The sequence below is a fragment of the Ralstonia sp. RRA genome (genome assembly GCF_037023145.1).
Lineage (GTDB): Bacteria > Pseudomonadota > Gammaproteobacteria > Burkholderiales > Burkholderiaceae > Ralstonia.
The window spans coordinates 33,694-51,721 of record NZ_CP146093.1; the positions used below are offsets into that span (position 1 = coordinate 33,694).

Consider the following 18,028-nt stretch of genomic DNA (forward strand, 5'->3'; position numbering starts at 1 on the left):
TCTAGAACTTTCCTGATCGCAGGATCGCAACCGCCCAAGCGAGGCCCATCACGCTGGCGACGACGAAACCCAGAAGCCCCAGCACTGGAATGCCCGCATAGTGCGGACCGCTGTGGAACGCCATGACGATTGAGGAGCCAATCACGACGCTCGCAATAATCAAGCTCAAGCTCAGCCGGTTGCTTGCACGGTCGATATGCGCTTCCAATCCTTGCAACTGGTCGTGTTTGATATGCAGCGTCGCCTTACCGCTGCTGAGCGCCTCCACCGTGCGGTTCAGAATGTCGGGCAGCAAGGCGGCGGCGTGATGCAGCGCGCGCAAGGTGCGGAATCCCCTGCTGAACTCGGTCTGTACATTCGCCCCCTGCAATAGTTTGCGGCCGAGCAAATGCGGCGCATATTCCCGCAAGGACGCGAGTGCGTTGAAGTCCGGGGCGAGCGTCAACGCTTGCGATTCGACCAGCATGAACGCTTTCGAGACCAGCAGAAACTGGCGCGGCAGTTTGATCCGATGGCGCTGGCTGAGCAGCGCAAACTGGCGGACAATTTCGCCGAACGAATAGCCTTTCCCGGCGGCTTCGTAGTATGCGTCAAGTGCCTGCGAAGCATCGCGGGTAAATGCCTCACGATCCACCCCCTCGGTCGCCACCCCCATCTCGAAATAGGCATCCACCATCCATGACACCTCGCCGGAACTGACGGCGAGAATCAACTGGGCCAAGGCTTCCTGATCATAGGCGGACAGCCGTCCCATGATGCCAAAGTCATGAAAGCAAAGCCGGCCGTCCTCCAGCAAAAATACGTTGCCCGGATGCGGGTCGCCGTGAAAGAAGCCGTCCTCGAAGACCTGCTTCAAGAACGATGCCATCAGCGCCTGCGCCACGCGCCGTCGGCTCTCCTGTTCGGACGACGGAATATGCGTAAGCTTCTTGCCGAAACTGCGCTCCATGGTCAAGACACGTCGGCTGGTCTGCTCCCAAAAGATGCGGGGCACGAAGACGTGCTTATCATCCTGCAAATTCTCCCTCAGGAGATCGCCGTTGCGCGCCTCGACTTGATAGTCCAATTCTTCGTTGATGAGCCGGGCAAACTCTTCCACCAGATCGCCCGGGCCAAATCGGCGACTCTCCGGCACATACCGCTCCAGTTGACGGGCCAAGAAGCGCATGATCCTGACATCGGCATGAATGATGGGCTCGATGCCGGGGCGCTGCACCTTGACCACCACGCTGGTGCCGTCAATCAACTGCGCCGTATGGACCTGGCCGATCGACGCGGCAGCCAGGGGCGTCTCATCGAAACTGGTGAACAACGCGTGAACGGATTTGCCCAGTTCACGCTCGACAATCTCACGCGCCTGCTCGCCAGGGAAAACAGCGACATCATCCTGGAGCCGTTGCAGCTCCTCGATATAGACCTCCGGCAACATATCGCGCCGCAGGCTCAGAAGCTGGCCAAACTTGACGAACGCGGGCCCCAGCCCTTCGAGCGTAGCTCTCAGCCGCTTTGCATCCTGATCGGTCGCTTGCACCGCCTCAACTGAAGCTTCGAGTGCGTCACGGCCAATCCGTAGCCGCTCCACATAATGCGCCCACCCTGCCCCGGCCAATGCGCGCAGGATGTACAAGAGCCGTGGCAGTTCAGCGGGCACCCGCTCGCGCACCGCTGGTTCGGGATTCGCATGCGTTATGACGCCCATGTTCCTTCTCCTCGTTGCCCACCTTCCCCATTGCCGCGCCATGCACGCATCCGAGCCCAGCTTTCCGGACGTCGACAGCCGGCAAGCACTATCGTTTTAGAAGAACCACTGTATCTGCGTGTAGTAGATGTGATGGAAATGTCCAAACTCACTGCCACTGCTGCCCATAAAGAACTGGGCGCCGATCTGCCAGTCGAGATTCGTCTTGATCGAATAGGTCAGCAGGGGCGAAACGAAACGGCTATGGTCGTCCAAATTGACCACCACATAGCCCTCCCACTTGAGCAGCGGCGTGATTTCGTAGCTCATGTAGCCACCAGCATAGTGCTTGGCAACGCTGCGAATCTTGCCGGTCAACAGCGACGTGAAATCGTACGCGGCGGCATTGGTCGTGCCGGCGCCGTTGTAGTAGAGCTCGGCGCTAAGCGTGAGCGTGTTCGCAAACGCATAATCGAGCGCGAGAACGGCACGTTGATAGGTCGAGCCAGTCTTGGCACGCACTTGCGTGAACTCACCACGAATGCCCGCCGTGCCGATCTGCCCCGCGAGATCGAAGCCGGCGACCTGCTCATTGCCGAAGCGCCCGCCGACAATGGAATAGTCCACGCCATGCGTGTTGGCGTGCCAATTGAATGCCGCGCTGGAGTCCGCGCCACCGTGCCCCGGCGCGTACACAGCGCTGATGCGGGAGATGGGCCCCAGCTTGTGCTCGGCCAGCACCGCGTCGACACCCACGCGCTCCTCGCGCTCGATGGCAGTCGGGTTCAGGGGGTTCAGCAGGTCGAGCGGGCTCCAGAAACGGCCCGTTCCCCATGCGATGCGCTGCCGCCCGATGCGCACATCGGTGTCGCCCGATGACAGGGTGACGTTGCCGCGATACAGCCGGTGCTGGCCGTAGTACGAGCCGCCACGCAGGTAATTGCCGTCGAGATCCAGGTACTGATCCGGCGCGAGACTGCTCTGGCTTGCGAACTGTGCGGTGTGCAGGTAGCTGCCGAACAGCAATTCGTTGTCGTACTGCAGATCCACGGCGACGTGCTCGGAGAGCTTGCCCTGCAACTGCAGCCGCAGGCGATTGAGATCGAGCAGATAGCGTTGCCCGCCGGGCACGATGGTTTCCGATTCCTCCAGCAAGCTCTTGTAGTAACCGGAAAATTTCAACCCGGACTGCGACGTCTCCTGCGCCGAGGCTCCGAAGGCCAGAGCCGCCAGAAGTCCGAACGGCACGGCTTGCTTAAACATGGCGTATCGCTTGCACTGGATCGAGCCGCGCCGCCTTGGCCGCGGGATAGAGCGAAACCAGCACGCCGGCAATCAACAGCGCAATACCCGGCGGGACCACCGTCGCACCGAAAATGCGCGGATAAACGATGCCGGTCAACCCGGGGATGGCGGAATATCCGGCGAAGAAGCTCGACAGGTCCATACCGGCATGCCCAAGATACAGCACCAGCGCAATGCCGGCGCCATACCCGACGGCAGACGCGATCAACAGCAAGGCGATGGACTCATATACGACCATGCGCCTCAAGGCGGCGGGCGACGTGCCAAGCGCCAGCATCACGCCAAACTCGCGCGTGCGCTCGGTGACGGCCATGAACACGGTATTGATGACCGACGTGGTAATCACCAGAAGCAGCACCGCCAGGATGATACTGCTCACCACGCGCAGGAGCCGGACCATGTCTTCGAGCTGCGGCAAGAGTTCCTGCCACGGTATCAGCGTCACGTCGGTGCCACCGATACGCGCGCGTAGCAGGGCAACGGCAGCGGACACGTGCGCGCGATCCTCCAGCCGGACATTGATGGTGGAAACGCGTGAACCGAGCGCAAGCAACGACTGCGCCGCTGGCAGCGTGACAAAAGCAAATGCGCCATCGAAACTGGCACTTTCCGTCGAGAAAATGCCCCCCACCCCGTAGGCTGCCGTGCCGAGCTCGCCGTTGGCGGCCTGGGCCATGACGACGATCTTCTCGCCCAGGCGGACACCGAGCTTGTCGGCGAGCCTGCGGCCAATCATGACTTCGCGATCGGCGCCAGGTATGAGCGCCCGTCCCTGGACAACCGTGCGGGAAATGAACGTGACCTTAGCCTCCGCCACCGGATCGATGCCGATGAGCATGATGCCTTCGGATTTCGAGGCCGTGCTGGCCAACGCCTGGACCTGGGTGCGCGGCGCAGCCGCAATCACGCCAGGCGTGCCCCGGACGGCTTGCAGCAGCGAGACGGCATCGTCGATGGCAAGCTCGGGGGCATAATCCTTGCGAAAGCCCTTGCGTTCGACCTGGATGTGCCCCGTCAGATAACGCGTGGAGTTCTCGATCGTCTGGTCGAAGAATCCGTCGAAAAACCCCAGGATGAAGACAAAGCCCACGATGCCGAAGGCAGCGCCTGCGGCCATGAGGGCCGTGCGGCGTGGATTGCGCAGCAGGTTGCGCAGTGCGAGCAGCACGAACACCGGCAAGCGGGAATCGCCCGTGTTTCGTGACGACACCCGCATGGCAGCGGGTAGCCCGCGAATCGCCTCGATGGGCCGCAACTGCACGGCCTTGGCAGCGGGATACAGTGCCGCCAGCCCGGCAATGACGAAGACCGCCACTGACAGCACGACGCCACGCTCGGCGCTCACCACCGGATAGACGACGTCGGACAGCCCGGGCATCGTGCGCAGCCCGGCTTCAAAACCGTGCAGATGGATACCCGCGCGCGCGAAATACGCCGTCACTGTCCAGCCGACGGCGTTGCCGACGATCAGGCCAACGATGCCCAGAAGGATCGATTCATACAGGACCAGCCGAAGCACGCGCGTGCGGCTCATGCCGACGGCAAGCATGATGCCGAATTCGCGCGTGCGCTCCATCACGGACATCAGCACAGGATTCGCCACCGCGAAGACGACCACCACGAAGAACACCAACAGCACCACGTAGGTCGTGACCTCGTGAAAGGGGTCTCCTCGTTTTCAGTGCAATAAGTGACGGTACGCAAAGCTAGCACTGGCGCGGGGGTGGTCTGGGTAGACCGTTGATTTCATTGACTTTCCTGTTCGCTTTGTAAACGGGTATGGTGGCCTCCCACTTTTGAGGTTCACGATGCAGGGTTGGCACACAACGTTTTTGGGGATGCGTGGGCTCCCCCGCGATATCAGCGACTTCGAGATGAAGGCATTTTTCACCTTCGATGGTGCCGAGCGCGACGCAATCAATGCACGCCGAGGTGATTCCCACAAGCTTGGTCTGGCGCTCCATATTGGTTTCCTGCGCATGAGTGGGCGTTTGCTCGGTGCCTTTCGGGTAATTCCAGTAGCCTTGTGGCGCCACCTTGGCAACGAGCTTGGCATTGCAGCACCAGAAGTCGCCTCGCTGAGAGCCATGTATGAACGCGGGCGCACGCTATTCGATCACCAACAAGTAGCCTGCACGGTCCTTGGATTCCAGTGGATGAGCGAGCACCAGCGCCGCTCACTGGTACGTGAACTGCGCGACGAAGTGGCGCGCTGCGCCGACCGCGATCAGCTACTCGTGCGGGCGCGTCAATGGCTGTACAAGAACAAGCTGGTGATCGTGCACGAGCGGGCAATTCGGACACTGATTGCGGCGGCACTTGCCCAGCTTGAAGTTGAAACAGGCACCGCCATCGCCGCCAGCGTTGATCCAGCAACACTTGATCGCTGGCGAGCCTCAGTTTCAGAGCTGCGCCCAGATGGACAAACCCAGCAGAGTTGGCTATGGGCTGCACCGGCGAAACACTCAACCCGCCAAATCAGCGAGGTACTGGAGCGCATCGACCTGCTTTACACGCTGGACGTTCATAAGCACCTGGCAGACATCCCCGATCTCATCTTGCGCCGCTACGCGCGCCGACTTGTCTCCAGGCCGCCCTCAGCCGGAGCCAAGATCAAAGAGCCAGCGCGCACCGTGGAGGTCGCATGCTTTCTTCGGTATTGCCTGTTCACCACCACAGACCAGTTGATCCTTATGGTGCAGCGCCGGATCGCCGATCTGTGGCGTCAGGCTGCCGCCGATGTCCCCGCTACCGTCAATTGGGCCGCAATGTACAAAACGCTGCTCGGCGAACTTGTTGCCTTGAGCGCGCAAGGTGCGGTGCCAGATGCTGAGTTGCGTGCCCGTCTTGAAGCCTTGATCACCGAAACCCAGAAACGCAAACCACCGAGCAGGGCCTCCCTGGTCCGCGAGGGATTGATTGATGGAATTCGCCCCGTGCGGTCGTTGCTCGTCGCCATTGCAAAGCTGCCCTGGCAGGCCACCGGCGAGCATCCTGCCATCGAGTACCTTGCCAAGCTGCAAGCTTTATATCTCAAAGGATCCAGAAAGCTGCCAGTTGAAGTGGTGGCACCAAGTCTGGGAATGATCTGGCAGGTTTCGATCTCCAGCCCAGACCGGGAACGGGCGTTTCAGGCGTTGGAGGTGGCCACCCTGTTTGCCCTGCGCCGCGCGGTGCGCAATGGCTCGGTCTGGATTGAGCACAGCCTGAGCTTTCGGGGTCGTGCGCGCTTGTTCTTCACGGACGAGCGTTGGCAGGCAGAGTCCAAGAAACACTATGCCCGTCTATCGTTACCCAGCAAGGCTGCCACTTTCTTGAAGCCTTTGCTGGCCAGAGTAACTGCCGGTGTCGATGCGGTGGCCGCTGCAGCCCGCAGTGGCGTACTGCGCGTGGATGATGAACTCCATTTGTCGCCATTGCCCGCAGAGGACGAAGACCCAGAAGTGACCAAGCTGCGCGCGGCTTTGGATCACCGCATCGGTGAGGTTCAATTGCCGGAAGTGATTCTGGCCGTTGACGCCCAGGTGCGCTTTAGCTGGATCATGCTCGGACGTGAGCCGCGCTCTACCGACGAGCTGCTGATGGTCTATGCCGGCATCATGGCCCACGGCACCAGTCTGACTGCGGTCGAATGCGCGCGCATGATTCCGCAATTGTCTGCCACCAGCATTCGCCAGGCCATGCGCTGGGCGCGGGACGAACGGCGTCTGAGCCAGGCCTGCCAGGCTGTGCTGGAATTCATGCAGCGACACCCGATTGCCGCCACCTGGGGGCGGTCCGATTTGGCATCTTCTGACATGATGAGCATGGAGACCACCAAACGGGTGTGGCAAGCCCGGCTTGATCCTCGGCGCAACACACCTTCCATTGGAATCTACTCCCATGTAAAAGACCGGTGGGGCATCTTCCATGCGCAGCCCTTTGTGCTCAATGAGCGCCAGGCGGGCGTGGCCATTGAAGGTGTCATCCGCCAAGAAAAGCTGGAGACCAGCCAGCTTGCTGTGGATACCCATGGCTACACCGACTTTGCCATGTCACATGCCCGTTTGCTTGGTTTTGATCTTTGCCCGCGGTTGAAGGAACTCAAACAGCGCCACCTCTTTGTGCCACGCGGCACCAAAGTGCCCGCAGAAATCGCTGCGGTGTGCGAAGCCAATGTCGACGTCGCTTTGATCGAAAAGCATTGGGATAGTCTGGTGCACCTGGCAGCCTCGGTCATGAGCGGACATGCCAGTGCGGTGGCAGCTCTTGCGCGGTTCGGTTCTGCCGCCCAGGGCGATCCAATCTATGAGGCTGGCGTGCAATTGGGGCGGTTGCTGCGTACGGCGTTTTTGGCTGACTACTTTGTCAAGGACGCTTTCAGGAACGAGTTGCGCCGGGTGCTCAATCGGGGCGAGGCTGTTAACGCCCTCAAGCGCGCCATTTATACCGGCCGGATCAGCCCGGCGCAGGCCAAACGTGTCGATGAAATGCAGGCTGTGGCCGATGCGTTGAGCCTGATGGCCAACATCGTGATGGCGTGGAATACCTCACAGATGCAGGCGGTCCTGGATCGCTGGTCGAACCGCCGCCAGGTCATTCCACCGGAACTGATCGGGAAGATTGCGCCCACCAAGCTGGAGAGCATCAACTTGCGGGGTGTGTTTCGCTTCCCGGTTGACCGCTATGCTGACCAAATCCTGCCTTCGCGGCCAAATGCATCGATAACTGGCACCAATGGATGAAACCGACCACGGTTTGACGCCACGAATCGCAGATTTGAAAGTGAACAGGAAAGTCAATGAAATCAACGATCTACCAACACCACCTCCGCGCCAGTGCTAGCTTTTCGTACCGTCACTTATTGCACTGAAAACGAGGAGACCCCGAGCCGCACCTCTAAATATGAGTCGCTATGACCTGCTCCCCGTAAACCGGGCCAGTCGGAATCTAGTAAAGTCCGTTTTCGAAGAGGAAGACGGACATGAAGAAGCGCTTTTCGGAAGAACAGATCATCGGCTTCCTGAAGGAAGCGGAGGCGGGCCTGCCGGTGAAGGAGCTGTGCAGGAAGCATGGGTTCAGTGACGCCTCGTTCTACACGTGGCGCGCGAAGTTCGGCGGCATGGAGGTGTCGGAAGCCCGTCGGCTCAAGGAGCTGGAAGCCGAGAACGCGAGGCTGAAGAAGCTGCTGGCCGAGGCGATGCTCGATATGGAAGCCCTGAAGGTGGTCGTGAAGGGAAAGCCCTGAGCCCGCAGGCCAGGCGCGAGGCGGTCGCGGCGATTCGGCAGAAGGTCAATGTCTCCGAGCGCCGTGCCTGCCGGCTTGTCGGGCTTTCGCGCAGCGTGCTGCATTATGAAGCGCAGCCGGACCACGAGAATGAGGCGCTCAAGGCGCGCCTCATCGAGCTGGGGCACCAGAGGCGGCGTTTCGGCTATCGGCGGCTACACGCGCTGCTGGCGCGCGAAGGAAGGCACGTAAACCACAAGCGCGTGCACCGGCTGTATCGCGAGGCCGGACTGGCCGTGCGGCGCCGGCGACGGCGCCACGGCGTGATGGTCGAGCGCGAGCAGCTGGCTTTGCCGAGTACGCCGAACGAGGTGTGGTCCCTCGATTTCGTGATGGACGCATTGTCCAACGGGCGTCGCCTGAAGTGCCTGACCATTGTCGACGACTTCACCAAGGAAGCGGTCGAGATCGTGGTGGACCACGGCATCTCGGGTCGGTATGTGACGCGCGTGCTGGACCGGGTGGCGCGCTTCAGGGGCTACCCGAAAGCGTTGCGCACGGACCAGGGACCCGAATTCACGAGCCGCGCGCTGGACCAGTGGGCCTACGCCAACGGCGTGACGTTGAAATTGATTCAGGCGGGCAAGCCGACGCAGAATGCGTACATCGAGTCGTTCAATGGCAAGTTTCGTGACGAGTGTCTGAACGAGCACTGGTTCACGACGCTCGCCCACGCCCGGGCCGTGGTGTCGGCATGGCGCCGGGACTACAACGAGGCACGGCCGCACAGCGCATTGAACTACCAGTCGCCGGCCGAATTCGCGGCGAAGCATCCGGCACCAGTAGGCGCTCCTGTCTTGCAGGAGCATGTTTGAACAGGACTTTACTAGAAGCTCCGTGGCCCTATCGAAGGGGGCAGGTCAGCTAATCATTGGTGGTTAACCTAGCTGTTATACCGCAAAAGATGCACTATCCTTCGTATATTAGAGATCTAACTAAATGATAAGTAAGAAAAATAATGCTGCGGAATTTCACAGAGTGTGACGTCGGAAACGAGTTCAAGCTATACGAGCGGATGGAGGTCGCCAGCGATATGTTAGCTGCTCGACGGAGGACCAATCTCGGCACTATGCGATTCGCTGTGTCGTTCCTTAGTCATTACGCACTAAATAGTCTAGCTGCTTAGTCGATGCAAACATTTGTCGCGATTGGAGCCGCCATCACGCTAAACAACCGTCGATCGACTCAATGAACGACTGCGCTGTCCGGACCGGGAACGACGGCCGCCAACGGCAAAAGTTGGCGAGCGCTATCTGTCTCTATTCTCATCAGCATGACCAATTTTCCTACAGTCCTATATTGACTATTCCTGTCGTCAGTAATTCACGGAGAAAAACATGAGCAACGCGTCGCATCCGCAACCCGTTACAGCTGCCGAAAATTATCGCGGCGTATGGGGTCATCGCATTGGTTTCGGCACCAAAGCGGCAATTCTCGTTATCGATTTCGTCAAAGCTTATACGCTCGAACATGCGCCGCTATACGCGCCGGGCGTCGCTCCGGCCGTCCGCGAAACCATAGGCGTCCTTGACGCTGCGAGAAGGCATGGCGTGCGCGTTATCCATACGGTCGTGAGCCACCAGTCGTCCGACTTTGCGGACGCCGGCGTATGGGCTCTTAAGGCACCAGTTGTGAAATGCTTGGCCGAGAAACCGTTCAACGAAGTGTGCGAAGGCGTCGAGCCACTTCCCAGCGAGTTAGTCATAAGCAAGCAATATGCAAGCGCCTTCTTCGGTACGAGCCTTGCGGCAACACTCACCGCCGCGCAAGTCGACACCCTGATTTTAACGGGCTGCTCGACGAGTGGCTGCGTACGCGCCACCGCCGTCGATGCAGTTCAGAACGGTTTTCGCGTAATCGTTCCGCGGGAATGTGTAGGTGACCGGCATAGCGGCCCTCACGAGGCGAACCTCTTCGACATCGATAGTAAGTATGGCGATGTTGTTAGCAAGCAGGAAGTTCTTGATTTCATTGAACGCCCGCGAAGCGTTCGGTAAAGACTAGGCGAAATTTGTTACTAACAGGAGAACAACTAATGAATAAACTGACTCAAACGAGCCACTATGACTACCAACCCATCATCGACCGCGCGCCACTCAAGTTTCCCAATGGCGCTCGCGTGGCTGTCGTTCCTTACATCAACATTGAGCACTTCCCTGAAGACATTCCCGGTACCGCGATCGTCCCCGCCACGGCGAGGTTCATTCCTGACGCACTGAACTATGGTTGGCGTGACTATGGAAATCGCGTTGGACTGTGGCGAATCATGGACATCATGGACGCGTTGCACATGCGTGGCACAGTCTGTCTGAACTCGGACATCATCACCGAATACCCACGCATCATCGAGGAAGGCGAGCGCCGCAACTGGGCTTGGATTGGTCACGGAATCAACAATGCACCTACCAATTTTCTTGCCGATATCGATGAGGACAGGGAGCGGACTATCATCCGGACAGTGCTTGAGAAGATGGAAAAAGTGCTCGGGCGCAAGACTAAAGGTTGGCTTGGACCCTTTCTCACGGAAACGCTCAACACGCCACACATCTTGGCAGAGTTGGGTGTCGAATATCTCTGCGACTTCACCGCGGACGACCAGCCGTTTAAATTTAACACACGTTCGGGAAGCCTCATTTCGGTACCCTACTCTCTTGAACTCAACGATCTCCCCGCTTTCATGAGCATCGGTGTCTCGCCGGCCGACTTCGGAGACATGATTGTCGATCAGTTCGACGTTCTGTACGAAGAGGGGCAGGATAACGCCCGTGTAATGCCCATCTGTCTGCACACTTTCCTGGTCGGCCAGCCATTCCGCGCGAAGCATTTGAGGCGCGCGTTCGAACACATCGCCCGTCATTCAGGCGTCTGGTTTGCGACGGGCGATGAGATCAATGACTGGTATCGGAGCAGCGTCATCGCGGCGTAGCGTGCCTGATAAGTCGCGCACGCTGCGTGGAAAATTGGCGAGCCAATTTCAATTAATAACGCTGATTGCATCGATTGAAACGACGGATCCGTCCGATCACTCTCAGATAGTGCCCATGTCGACGAAAGTCAGCCATAACGAAGCCTATGTCGGCCTAAAAATGCCCAGCGGGATCATTCTCATAGGGCACGTCTGAGCTTCGAATGAGTATTGAAAAGTAAGAGGAAGGAGTTCCGGTAATACCCCCTGAAATCCACCGCTGGGAGAAGTAGAATTTTCTCGTTAAGAGGGAGTTCTGCAGATGAAGAAGTCGAGATTCACAGATAGCCAGATATTGGAGGCGCTCAAGCGCGCGGAGGCTGGGCTTGCGGTGCCGGAGCTATGCCGGGAACTGGGCATCAGTTCGGCAACGTTCTACAAATGGCGCTCGAAGTACGGCGGGATGGACGCGTCGATGATGTCGCGCATGAAGGAGCTCGAGGCGGAGAATGCCCGGCTGCGCAAGATGTACATCGAGGAGAAGCTCAAGGCTGAGATTGCCTCGGAGGCGCTGCAAAAAAGTTCTGAAGCCATCTCGCCGGCGCGAGATGGCAAAGCAGGTTGTGCAACAGCGCCGCGTGTCAATTCGTGTGGCGTGCACAGTGTTCGGCATCAGCGAGTCGTGCTACCGATACGAGGCGAAGTTGAACACGGAGAACGAAGAGATTGCAGACTGGCTGATGCGTATCACGGGCTGTCATCGCAACTGGGGCTTTCTGCTGTGCTATTACTACTTGCGTAACGTGCAGGGATTCGGGTGGAACCACAAGCGCATCTACCGGATTTATCGGGAGCTGGAGCTGAACCTGCGCATCAAGCCGAAGAAACGCTTGGTGCGCGAAACGCCGCAGCCGCTGTCGGTGCCGCATGCCATCAACGAAGTGTGGTCAATGGACTTCATGCATGACCAGCTCGTTGACGGGCGCAGCATCCGGACGCTGAACGTGATTGATGATTTCAACCGCGAGGCGCTGGGCATTGAGGTGGATTTCTCGCTGCCGTCCGAGCGGGTGATTCGCACGCTGGAGCAGCACATGGAATGGCGTGGCAAGCCGAAGGTAATTCGTTGTGACAACGGCCCAGAATACCTGAGCACAGCCATCGTGACTTGGACGCAGAAGCTAGGTATACGGCTGGAATACATTGAGCCGGGCAAGCCGCAACAGAACGCGTACATCGAACGGTTCAATCGGACCGCGCGATACGAATGGCTCTCGCAATATCTGTGGGAAGACCTGGAGCAGGTTCGGCAGGCAGCGGCCGACTGGATGTGGACTTACAATCACGAGCGCCCAAATATGGCATTGGGCGGCTTTACCCCGAAGCAGCGGCTGGCCATGGCCGCTTAGTTTCTACTTCTGCCGACTGTGGAAAACGGGGGCATTACCTTCCGACCTCGTTCGCATGGGTTTAATTTCGACAATGACAGAACAATTCAAAAAGCAATCTTCCTGCCGTATGCTTAAAGCTGCGTTGAGGGCCCCGGTTCTCATTAGCCTCCTCGCTTGCTCCGCAGCCTACGCGCAGTCGAGCGTTCAATTGTACGGCCAGGTCGACACCTGGGTTGGAGCACAAAAATTCCCCGGCGGCAATCGCGCTTGGCAGGTGGCGGGCGGCGGAATGTCCACGTCGTATTGGGGTCTGAAAGGCGCGGAAGATCTAGGCGGTGGTTACAAGGCTATCTTCACTCTGGAAGACTTTATTCGTCCACAAAATGGGGGATCTGGACGCTTCACCGGTGACGCATTTTTCTCGAGGAATGCCTACCTCGGTATCGAATCTCCGTACGGTACGTTCACCGCTGGCAGACTGACGACGCAGTTGTTCGTGTCGACCATCCTCTTCAATCCGTTTGTCGATTCCTTCGTATTCTCGCCGATGGTCTACCACGTATATATGGGGCTTGGGATGTATCCCCCTTATATGACCGATCAAGGCGCAATTGGCGACACATGTTGGAATAACGCGGTGCAATACTCAACGCCGGACTTCGGCGGCTTGTCCGCGAGTGTGATGTACGGACTCGGAAACCAGGCCGACGGAAGCGGTCAACATAAATATAGCGCCCAGTTCCTATACTTTCATGGCCCGTTTGCTGCCACCGGCGTTTATCAATACGCGAACTTTAATGTCGCCGGCGGTGACTTGGGATCTCTCATTGCCGGTATGAAAAATCAGAGCGCGGCACAAATTGGTTTTTCGTACGACCTGAAGTTTATAAAATTTTTCGCGCAGTATATGTACATAAAGAATGACGTTACTGCTGGCAGCTTCCACGTGAACACCGCACAAGGCGGCGCGACGGTGCCGGTGGGTTTAGGTTCCATGATGGCTTCATACGCGTATTCGCGAAACTCCGGAGGGAGTGACCAAACGCGTCGCACATGGGCGCTCGGATACGACTATCCCCTGTCGAAGCGTACCGATGTGTACGTTGCCTACATGAACGATCAAATCACGAGTCAGTCGACTGGCGATACGTTCGGTGTTGGCATGCGGGCGAGGTTCTGACGGAAGTAAGTCAAAGGTGCAAAGCACAACTCGAACTATGTAATTCGCTTAACTAACTTAATAGCTATGCGGGAGATAATAAAGCCAACGCCGCTATGTAGACAACGGCGAGGTGCTGGATGCTACGTTAGCGCAGGATTGCTGCGACCGTGGAGTCTTGATCTGGGAAACAACCACTAACGATCATAGTGATGAGGTAGTACGACACGTGATGCGGGCTGCAGTCGAGAGCCGAATGGCCCGATTAAAATCCAATGGTGTCCGACAGCGGCCGGCATCACATGGCAGTAAGACCCGCGCTTCGCCTACGGGCCCGAAGTCATTGAAAAAACGCGGGGTCGGGCCCGCAACGTAACGGTCTGACAGAGAACGCCGCGAACACGACCAAGCGTGACTAGAGCGACCGATCGTGGTTCGTTATCAAGCGCGAGTGCAATCTGGTCAATCATGTGGGAGCAGGTCATCGCTTACCGTTTCGGTTTAGCATAAGGCTGACTTCCTTGTCGCTCAGCATACCGATACGGCAACCAGGCGTAGATGTCCGCGGCCGGCTTTTCCGCAGTGTCCGTGTGTTGTATGCATCACTTGCGACGAGATCGCGCGGAGGTGCGTTGAGCTGAGGTCCGCGTTCGCGACGCGAATTCCGACGACAAGACACTGCTGCGGTTGTCGTCAAGCAAGGCCTACACTAACGATCGTGGCGACCATAGCAAGTCGTTGCATCAAACTCGGCCAGCAGAGATTAGCCCGGAGTTCCAGTAGCGACTGGGCGAGTTTGCCCTTGTGCCACATGCATTCGGCGTGAGTTCGAGGTTCCGGTTTCTGTCTACGATCTGATCTGTTTGATCAGATCGAGCGCGTGGCGCTGCGTCGCGTTGGGCGTGGTGACGATGTCGAATGTCGGCGCCTCAGGGCCGACTGCGGGTGTACGGCAGGTGTTGCGCACGATGCTGCCCAACTCAGCCATCAGTGTAGAGAAGCTGTGTGCGGGCGTGCCATCGTCCACGGTGCAACTGGCCACTTTTTCCTGCGCCTGCTGTGAGCGCTGCGCCGGCGCCACCGGGTCGCGCGTGGCCTTGGCCGCCTGGTCGGTGTCGGCGAACATCAGTTCACGCCAGGCTTCGCGCATGTGCCACTCCACGTAGTGGGGTCTCCTCGTTTTCAGTGCAATAAGTGACGGTACGCAAAGCTAGCACTGGCGCGGGGGTGGTCTGGGTAGACCGTTGATTTCATTGACTTTCCTGTTCGCTTTGTAAACGGGTATGGTGGCCTCCCACTTTTGAGGTTCACGATGCAGGGTTGGCACACAACGTTTTTGGGGATGCGTGGGCTCCCCCGCGATATCAGCGACTTCGAGATGAAGGCATTTTTCACCTTCGATGGTGCCGAGCGCGACGCAATCAATGCACGCCGAGGTGATTCCCACAAGCTTGGTCTGGCGCTCCATATTGGTTTCCTGCGCATGAGTGGGCGTTTGCTCGGTGCCTTTCGGGTAATTCCAGTAGCCTTGTGGCGCCACCTTGGCAACGAGCTTGGCATTGCAGCACCAGAAGTCGCCTCGCTGAGAGCCATGTATGAACGCGGGCGCACGCTATTCGATCACCAACAAGTAGCCTGCACGGTCCTTGGATTCCAGTGGATGAGCGAGCACCAGCGCCGCTCACTGGTACGTGAACTGCGCGACGAAGTGGCGCGCTGCGCCGACCGCGATCAGCTACTCGTGCGGGCGCGTCAATGGCTGTACAAGAACAAGCTGGTGATCGTGCACGAGCGGGCAATTCGGACACTGATTGCGGCGGCACTTGCCCAGCTTGAAGTTGAAACAGGCACCGCCATCGCCGCCAGCGTTGATCCAGCAACACTTGATCGCTGGCGAGCCTCAGTTTCAGAGCTGCGCCCAGATGGACAAACCCAGCAGAGTTGGCTATGGGCTGCACCGGCGAAACACTCAACCCGCCAAATCAGCGAGGTACTGGAGCGCATCGACCTGCTTTACACGCTGGACGTTCATAAGCACCTGGCAGACATCCCCGATCTCATCTTGCGCCGCTACGCGCGCCGACTTGTCTCCAGGCCGCCCTCAGCCGGAGCCAAGATCAAAGAGCCAGCGCGCACCGTGGAGGTCGCATGCTTTCTTCGGTATTGCCTGTTCACCACCACAGACCAGTTGATCCTTATGGTGCAGCGCCGGATCGCCGATCTGTGGCGTCAGGCTGCCGCCGATGTCCCCGCTACCGTCAATTGGGCCGCAATGTACAAAACGCTGCTCGGCGAACTTGTTGCCTTGAGCGCGCAAGGTGCGGTGCCAGATGCTGAGTTGCGTGCCCGTCTTGAAGCCTTGATCACCGAAACCCAGAAACGCAAACCACCGAGCAGGGCCTCCCTGGTCCGCGAGGGATTGATTGATGGAATTCGCCCCGTGCGGTCGTTGCTCGTCGCCATTGCAAAGCTGCCCTGGCAGGCCACCGGCGAGCATCCTGCCATCGAGTACCTTGCCAAGCTGCAAGCTTTATATCTCAAAGGATCCAGAAAGCTGCCAGTTGAAGTGGTGGCACCAAGTCTGGGAATGATCTGGCAGGTTTCGATCTCCAGCCCAGACCGGGAACGGGCGTTTCAGGCGTTGGAGGTGGCCACCCTGTTTGCCCTGCGCCGCGCGGTGCGCAATGGCTCGGTCTGGATTGAGCACAGCCTGAGCTTTCGGGGTCGTGCGCGCTTGTTCTTCACGGACGAGCGTTGGCAGGCAGAGTCCAAGAAACACTATGCCCGTCTATCGTTACCCAGCAAGGCTGCCACTTTCTTGAAGCCTTTGCTGGCCAGAGTAACTGCCGGTGTCGATGCGGTGGCCGCTGCAGCCCGCAGTGGCGTACTGCGCGTGGATGATGAACTCCATTTGTCGCCATTGCCCGCAGAGGACGAAGACCCAGAAGTGACCAAGCTGCGCGCGGCTTTGGATCACCGCATCGGTGAGGTTCAATTGCCGGAAGTGATTCTGGCCGTTGACGCCCAGGTGCGCTTTAGCTGGATCATGCTCGGACGTGAGCCGCGCTCTACCGACGAGCTGCTGATGGTCTATGCCGGCATCATGGCCCACGGCACCAGTCTGACTGCGGTCGAATGCGCGCGCATGATTCCGCAATTGTCTGCCACCAGCATTCGCCAGGCCATGCGCTGGGCGCGGGACGAACGGCGTCTGAGCCAGGCCTGCCAGGCTGTGCTGGAATTCATGCAGCGACACCCGATTGCCGCCACCTGGGGGCGGTCCGATTTGGCATCTTCTGACATGATGAGCATGGAGACCACCAAACGGGTGTGGCAAGCCCGGCTTGATCCTCGGCGCAACACACCTTCCATTGGAATCTACTCCCATGTAAAAGACCGGTGGGGCATCTTCCATGCGCAGCCCTTTGTGCTCAATGAGCGCCAGGCGGGCGTGGCCATTGAAGGTGTCATCCGCCAAGAAAAGCTGGAGACCAGCCAGCTTGCTGTGGATACCCATGGCTACACCGACTTTGCCATGTCACATGCCCGTTTGCTTGGTTTTGATCTTTGCCCGCGGTTGAAGGAACTCAAACAGCGCCACCTCTTTGTGCCACGCGGCACCAAAGTGCCCGCAGAAATCGCTGCGGTGTGCGAAGCCAATGTCGACGTCGCTTTGATCGAAAAGCATTGGGATAGTCTGGTGCACCTGGCAGCCTCGGTCATGAGCGGACATGCCAGTGCGGTGGCAGCTCTTGCGCGGTTCGGTTCTGCCGCCCAGGGCGATCCAATCTATGAGGCTGGCGTGCAATTGGGGCGGTTGCTGCGTACGGCGTTTTTGGCTGACTACTTTGTCAAGGACGCTTTCAGGAACGAGTTGCGCCGGGTGCTCAATCGGGGCGAGGCTGTTAACGCCCTCAAGCGCGCCATTTATACCGGCCGGATCAGCCCGGCGCAGGCCAAACGTGTCGATGAAATGCAGGCTGTGGCCGATGCGTTGAGCCTGATGGCCAACATCGTGATGGCGTGGAATACCTCACAGATGCAGGCGGTCCTGGATCGCTGGTCGAACCGCCGCCAGGTCATTCCACCGGAACTGATCGGGAAGATTGCGCCCACCAGGCTGGAGAGCATCAACTTGCGGGGTGTGTTTCGCTTCCCGGTTGACCGCTATGCTGACCAAATCCTGCCTTCGCGGCCAAATGCATCGATAACTGGCACCAATGGATGAAACCGACCACGGTTTGACGCCACGAATCGCAGATTTGAAAGTGAACAGGAAAGTCAATGAAATCAACGATCTACCAACACCACCTCCGCGCCAGTG

The 18,028-nt window shown here is 58.7% G+C and carries 11 protein-coding genes and 1 pseudogene; 8 read left to right on the forward strand and 4 right to left on the reverse strand.

The features are described from left to right. Position 1: 1 nt before the first annotated feature. The 3 genes from V6657_RS27110 to V6657_RS27120 all read right to left on the reverse strand — a co-directional run bounded on the left by V6657_RS27110 (position 2) and on the right by V6657_RS27120 (position 4,622). Positions 2–1,699, reverse strand: a complete 1,698-nt coding sequence (locus V6657_RS27110; protein WP_004635187.1) for an AarF/ABC1/UbiB kinase family protein — start codon at positions 1,697–1,699, stop codon at positions 2–4. Positions 1,700–1,795: 96 nt separating this feature from the next. Then, positions 1,796–2,941: a hypothetical protein gene (locus V6657_RS27115; protein ID WP_004635189.1), complete on the reverse strand. Its 1,146-nt coding sequence runs from the start codon at positions 2,939–2,941 to the stop codon at positions 1,796–1,798. After that, a complete protein-coding gene (locus tag V6657_RS27120) occupies positions 2,934–4,622 on the reverse strand; it encodes an FtsX-like permease family protein (RefSeq protein ID WP_338755899.1) in 1,689 nt (562 codons plus the stop codon). The genes V6657_RS27115 and V6657_RS27120 overlap by 8 nt, the downstream gene beginning before the upstream one ends. Before the next feature lie 169 nt (positions 4,623–4,791). On the opposite strand from V6657_RS27120, the gene V6657_RS27125 reads away from it, so the two are divergent. From V6657_RS27125 to V6657_RS27155, 7 genes and pseudogenes are all read left to right on the forward strand, one after another. Next, positions 4,792–7,707, forward strand: a complete 2,916-nt coding sequence (locus V6657_RS27125; RefSeq protein ID WP_044402914.1) for a Tn3-like element IS1071 family transposase — start codon at positions 4,792–4,794, stop codon at positions 7,705–7,707. 239 nt (positions 7,708–7,946) lie between these two features. Continuing rightward, a protein-coding gene (locus V6657_RS27130; protein WP_094067478.1) for an IS3 family transposase occupies positions 7,947–9,064 on the forward strand; the annotation gives its coding sequence in 2 pieces (ribosomal slippage) (positions 7,947–8,199 and positions 8,199–9,064; 1,119 coding nt in all). 522 nt (positions 9,065–9,586) lie between these two features. Beyond that, positions 9,587–10,246 (forward strand): isochorismatase family protein, encoded by a 660-nt coding sequence (locus tag V6657_RS27135; RefSeq protein ID WP_064491741.1) that lies wholly within the window; start codon positions 9,587–9,589, stop codon positions 10,244–10,246. Between the two features lie 38 nt (positions 10,247–10,284). Beyond that, positions 10,285–11,175: a polysaccharide deacetylase family protein gene (locus tag V6657_RS27140; RefSeq protein ID WP_222864884.1), complete on the forward strand. Its 891-nt coding sequence runs from the start codon at positions 10,285–10,287 to the stop codon at positions 11,173–11,175. A 301-nt stretch (positions 11,176–11,476) separates the two neighbouring features. Beyond that, a protein-coding gene (locus tag V6657_RS27145) for an IS3 family transposase (protein WP_237433453.1) occupies positions 11,477–12,563 on the forward strand; the annotation gives its coding sequence in 2 pieces (ribosomal slippage) (positions 11,477–11,730 and positions 11,729–12,563; 1,089 coding nt in all). A gap of 109 nt (positions 12,564–12,672) precedes the next feature. Then, positions 12,673–13,725 (forward strand): porin, encoded by a 1,053-nt coding sequence (locus V6657_RS27150; RefSeq protein ID WP_338755987.1) that lies wholly within the window; start codon positions 12,673–12,675, stop codon positions 13,723–13,725. 100 nt (positions 13,726–13,825) lie between these two features. Then, a pseudogene (locus V6657_RS27155) lies at positions 13,826–13,960 on the forward strand (IS3 family transposase); the annotation flags it as partial. A 591-nt stretch (positions 13,961–14,551) separates the two neighbouring features. Here the strand turns inward: V6657_RS27155 and V6657_RS27160 are convergent. Further along, complete coding sequence (locus V6657_RS27160; RefSeq protein WP_338755906.1) at positions 14,552–14,854, reverse strand: hypothetical protein; 303 nt, start codon at positions 14,852–14,854, stop codon at positions 14,552–14,554. 162 nt (positions 14,855–15,016) lie between these two features. Between V6657_RS27160 and V6657_RS27165 the strand changes: the two genes are divergently transcribed. Next, positions 15,017–17,932: a Tn3-like element IS1071 family transposase gene (locus tag V6657_RS27165; protein WP_003049965.1), complete on the forward strand. Its 2,916-nt coding sequence runs from the start codon at positions 15,017–15,019 to the stop codon at positions 17,930–17,932. The last annotated feature ends 96 nt before the right edge of the window (positions 17,933–18,028 follow it).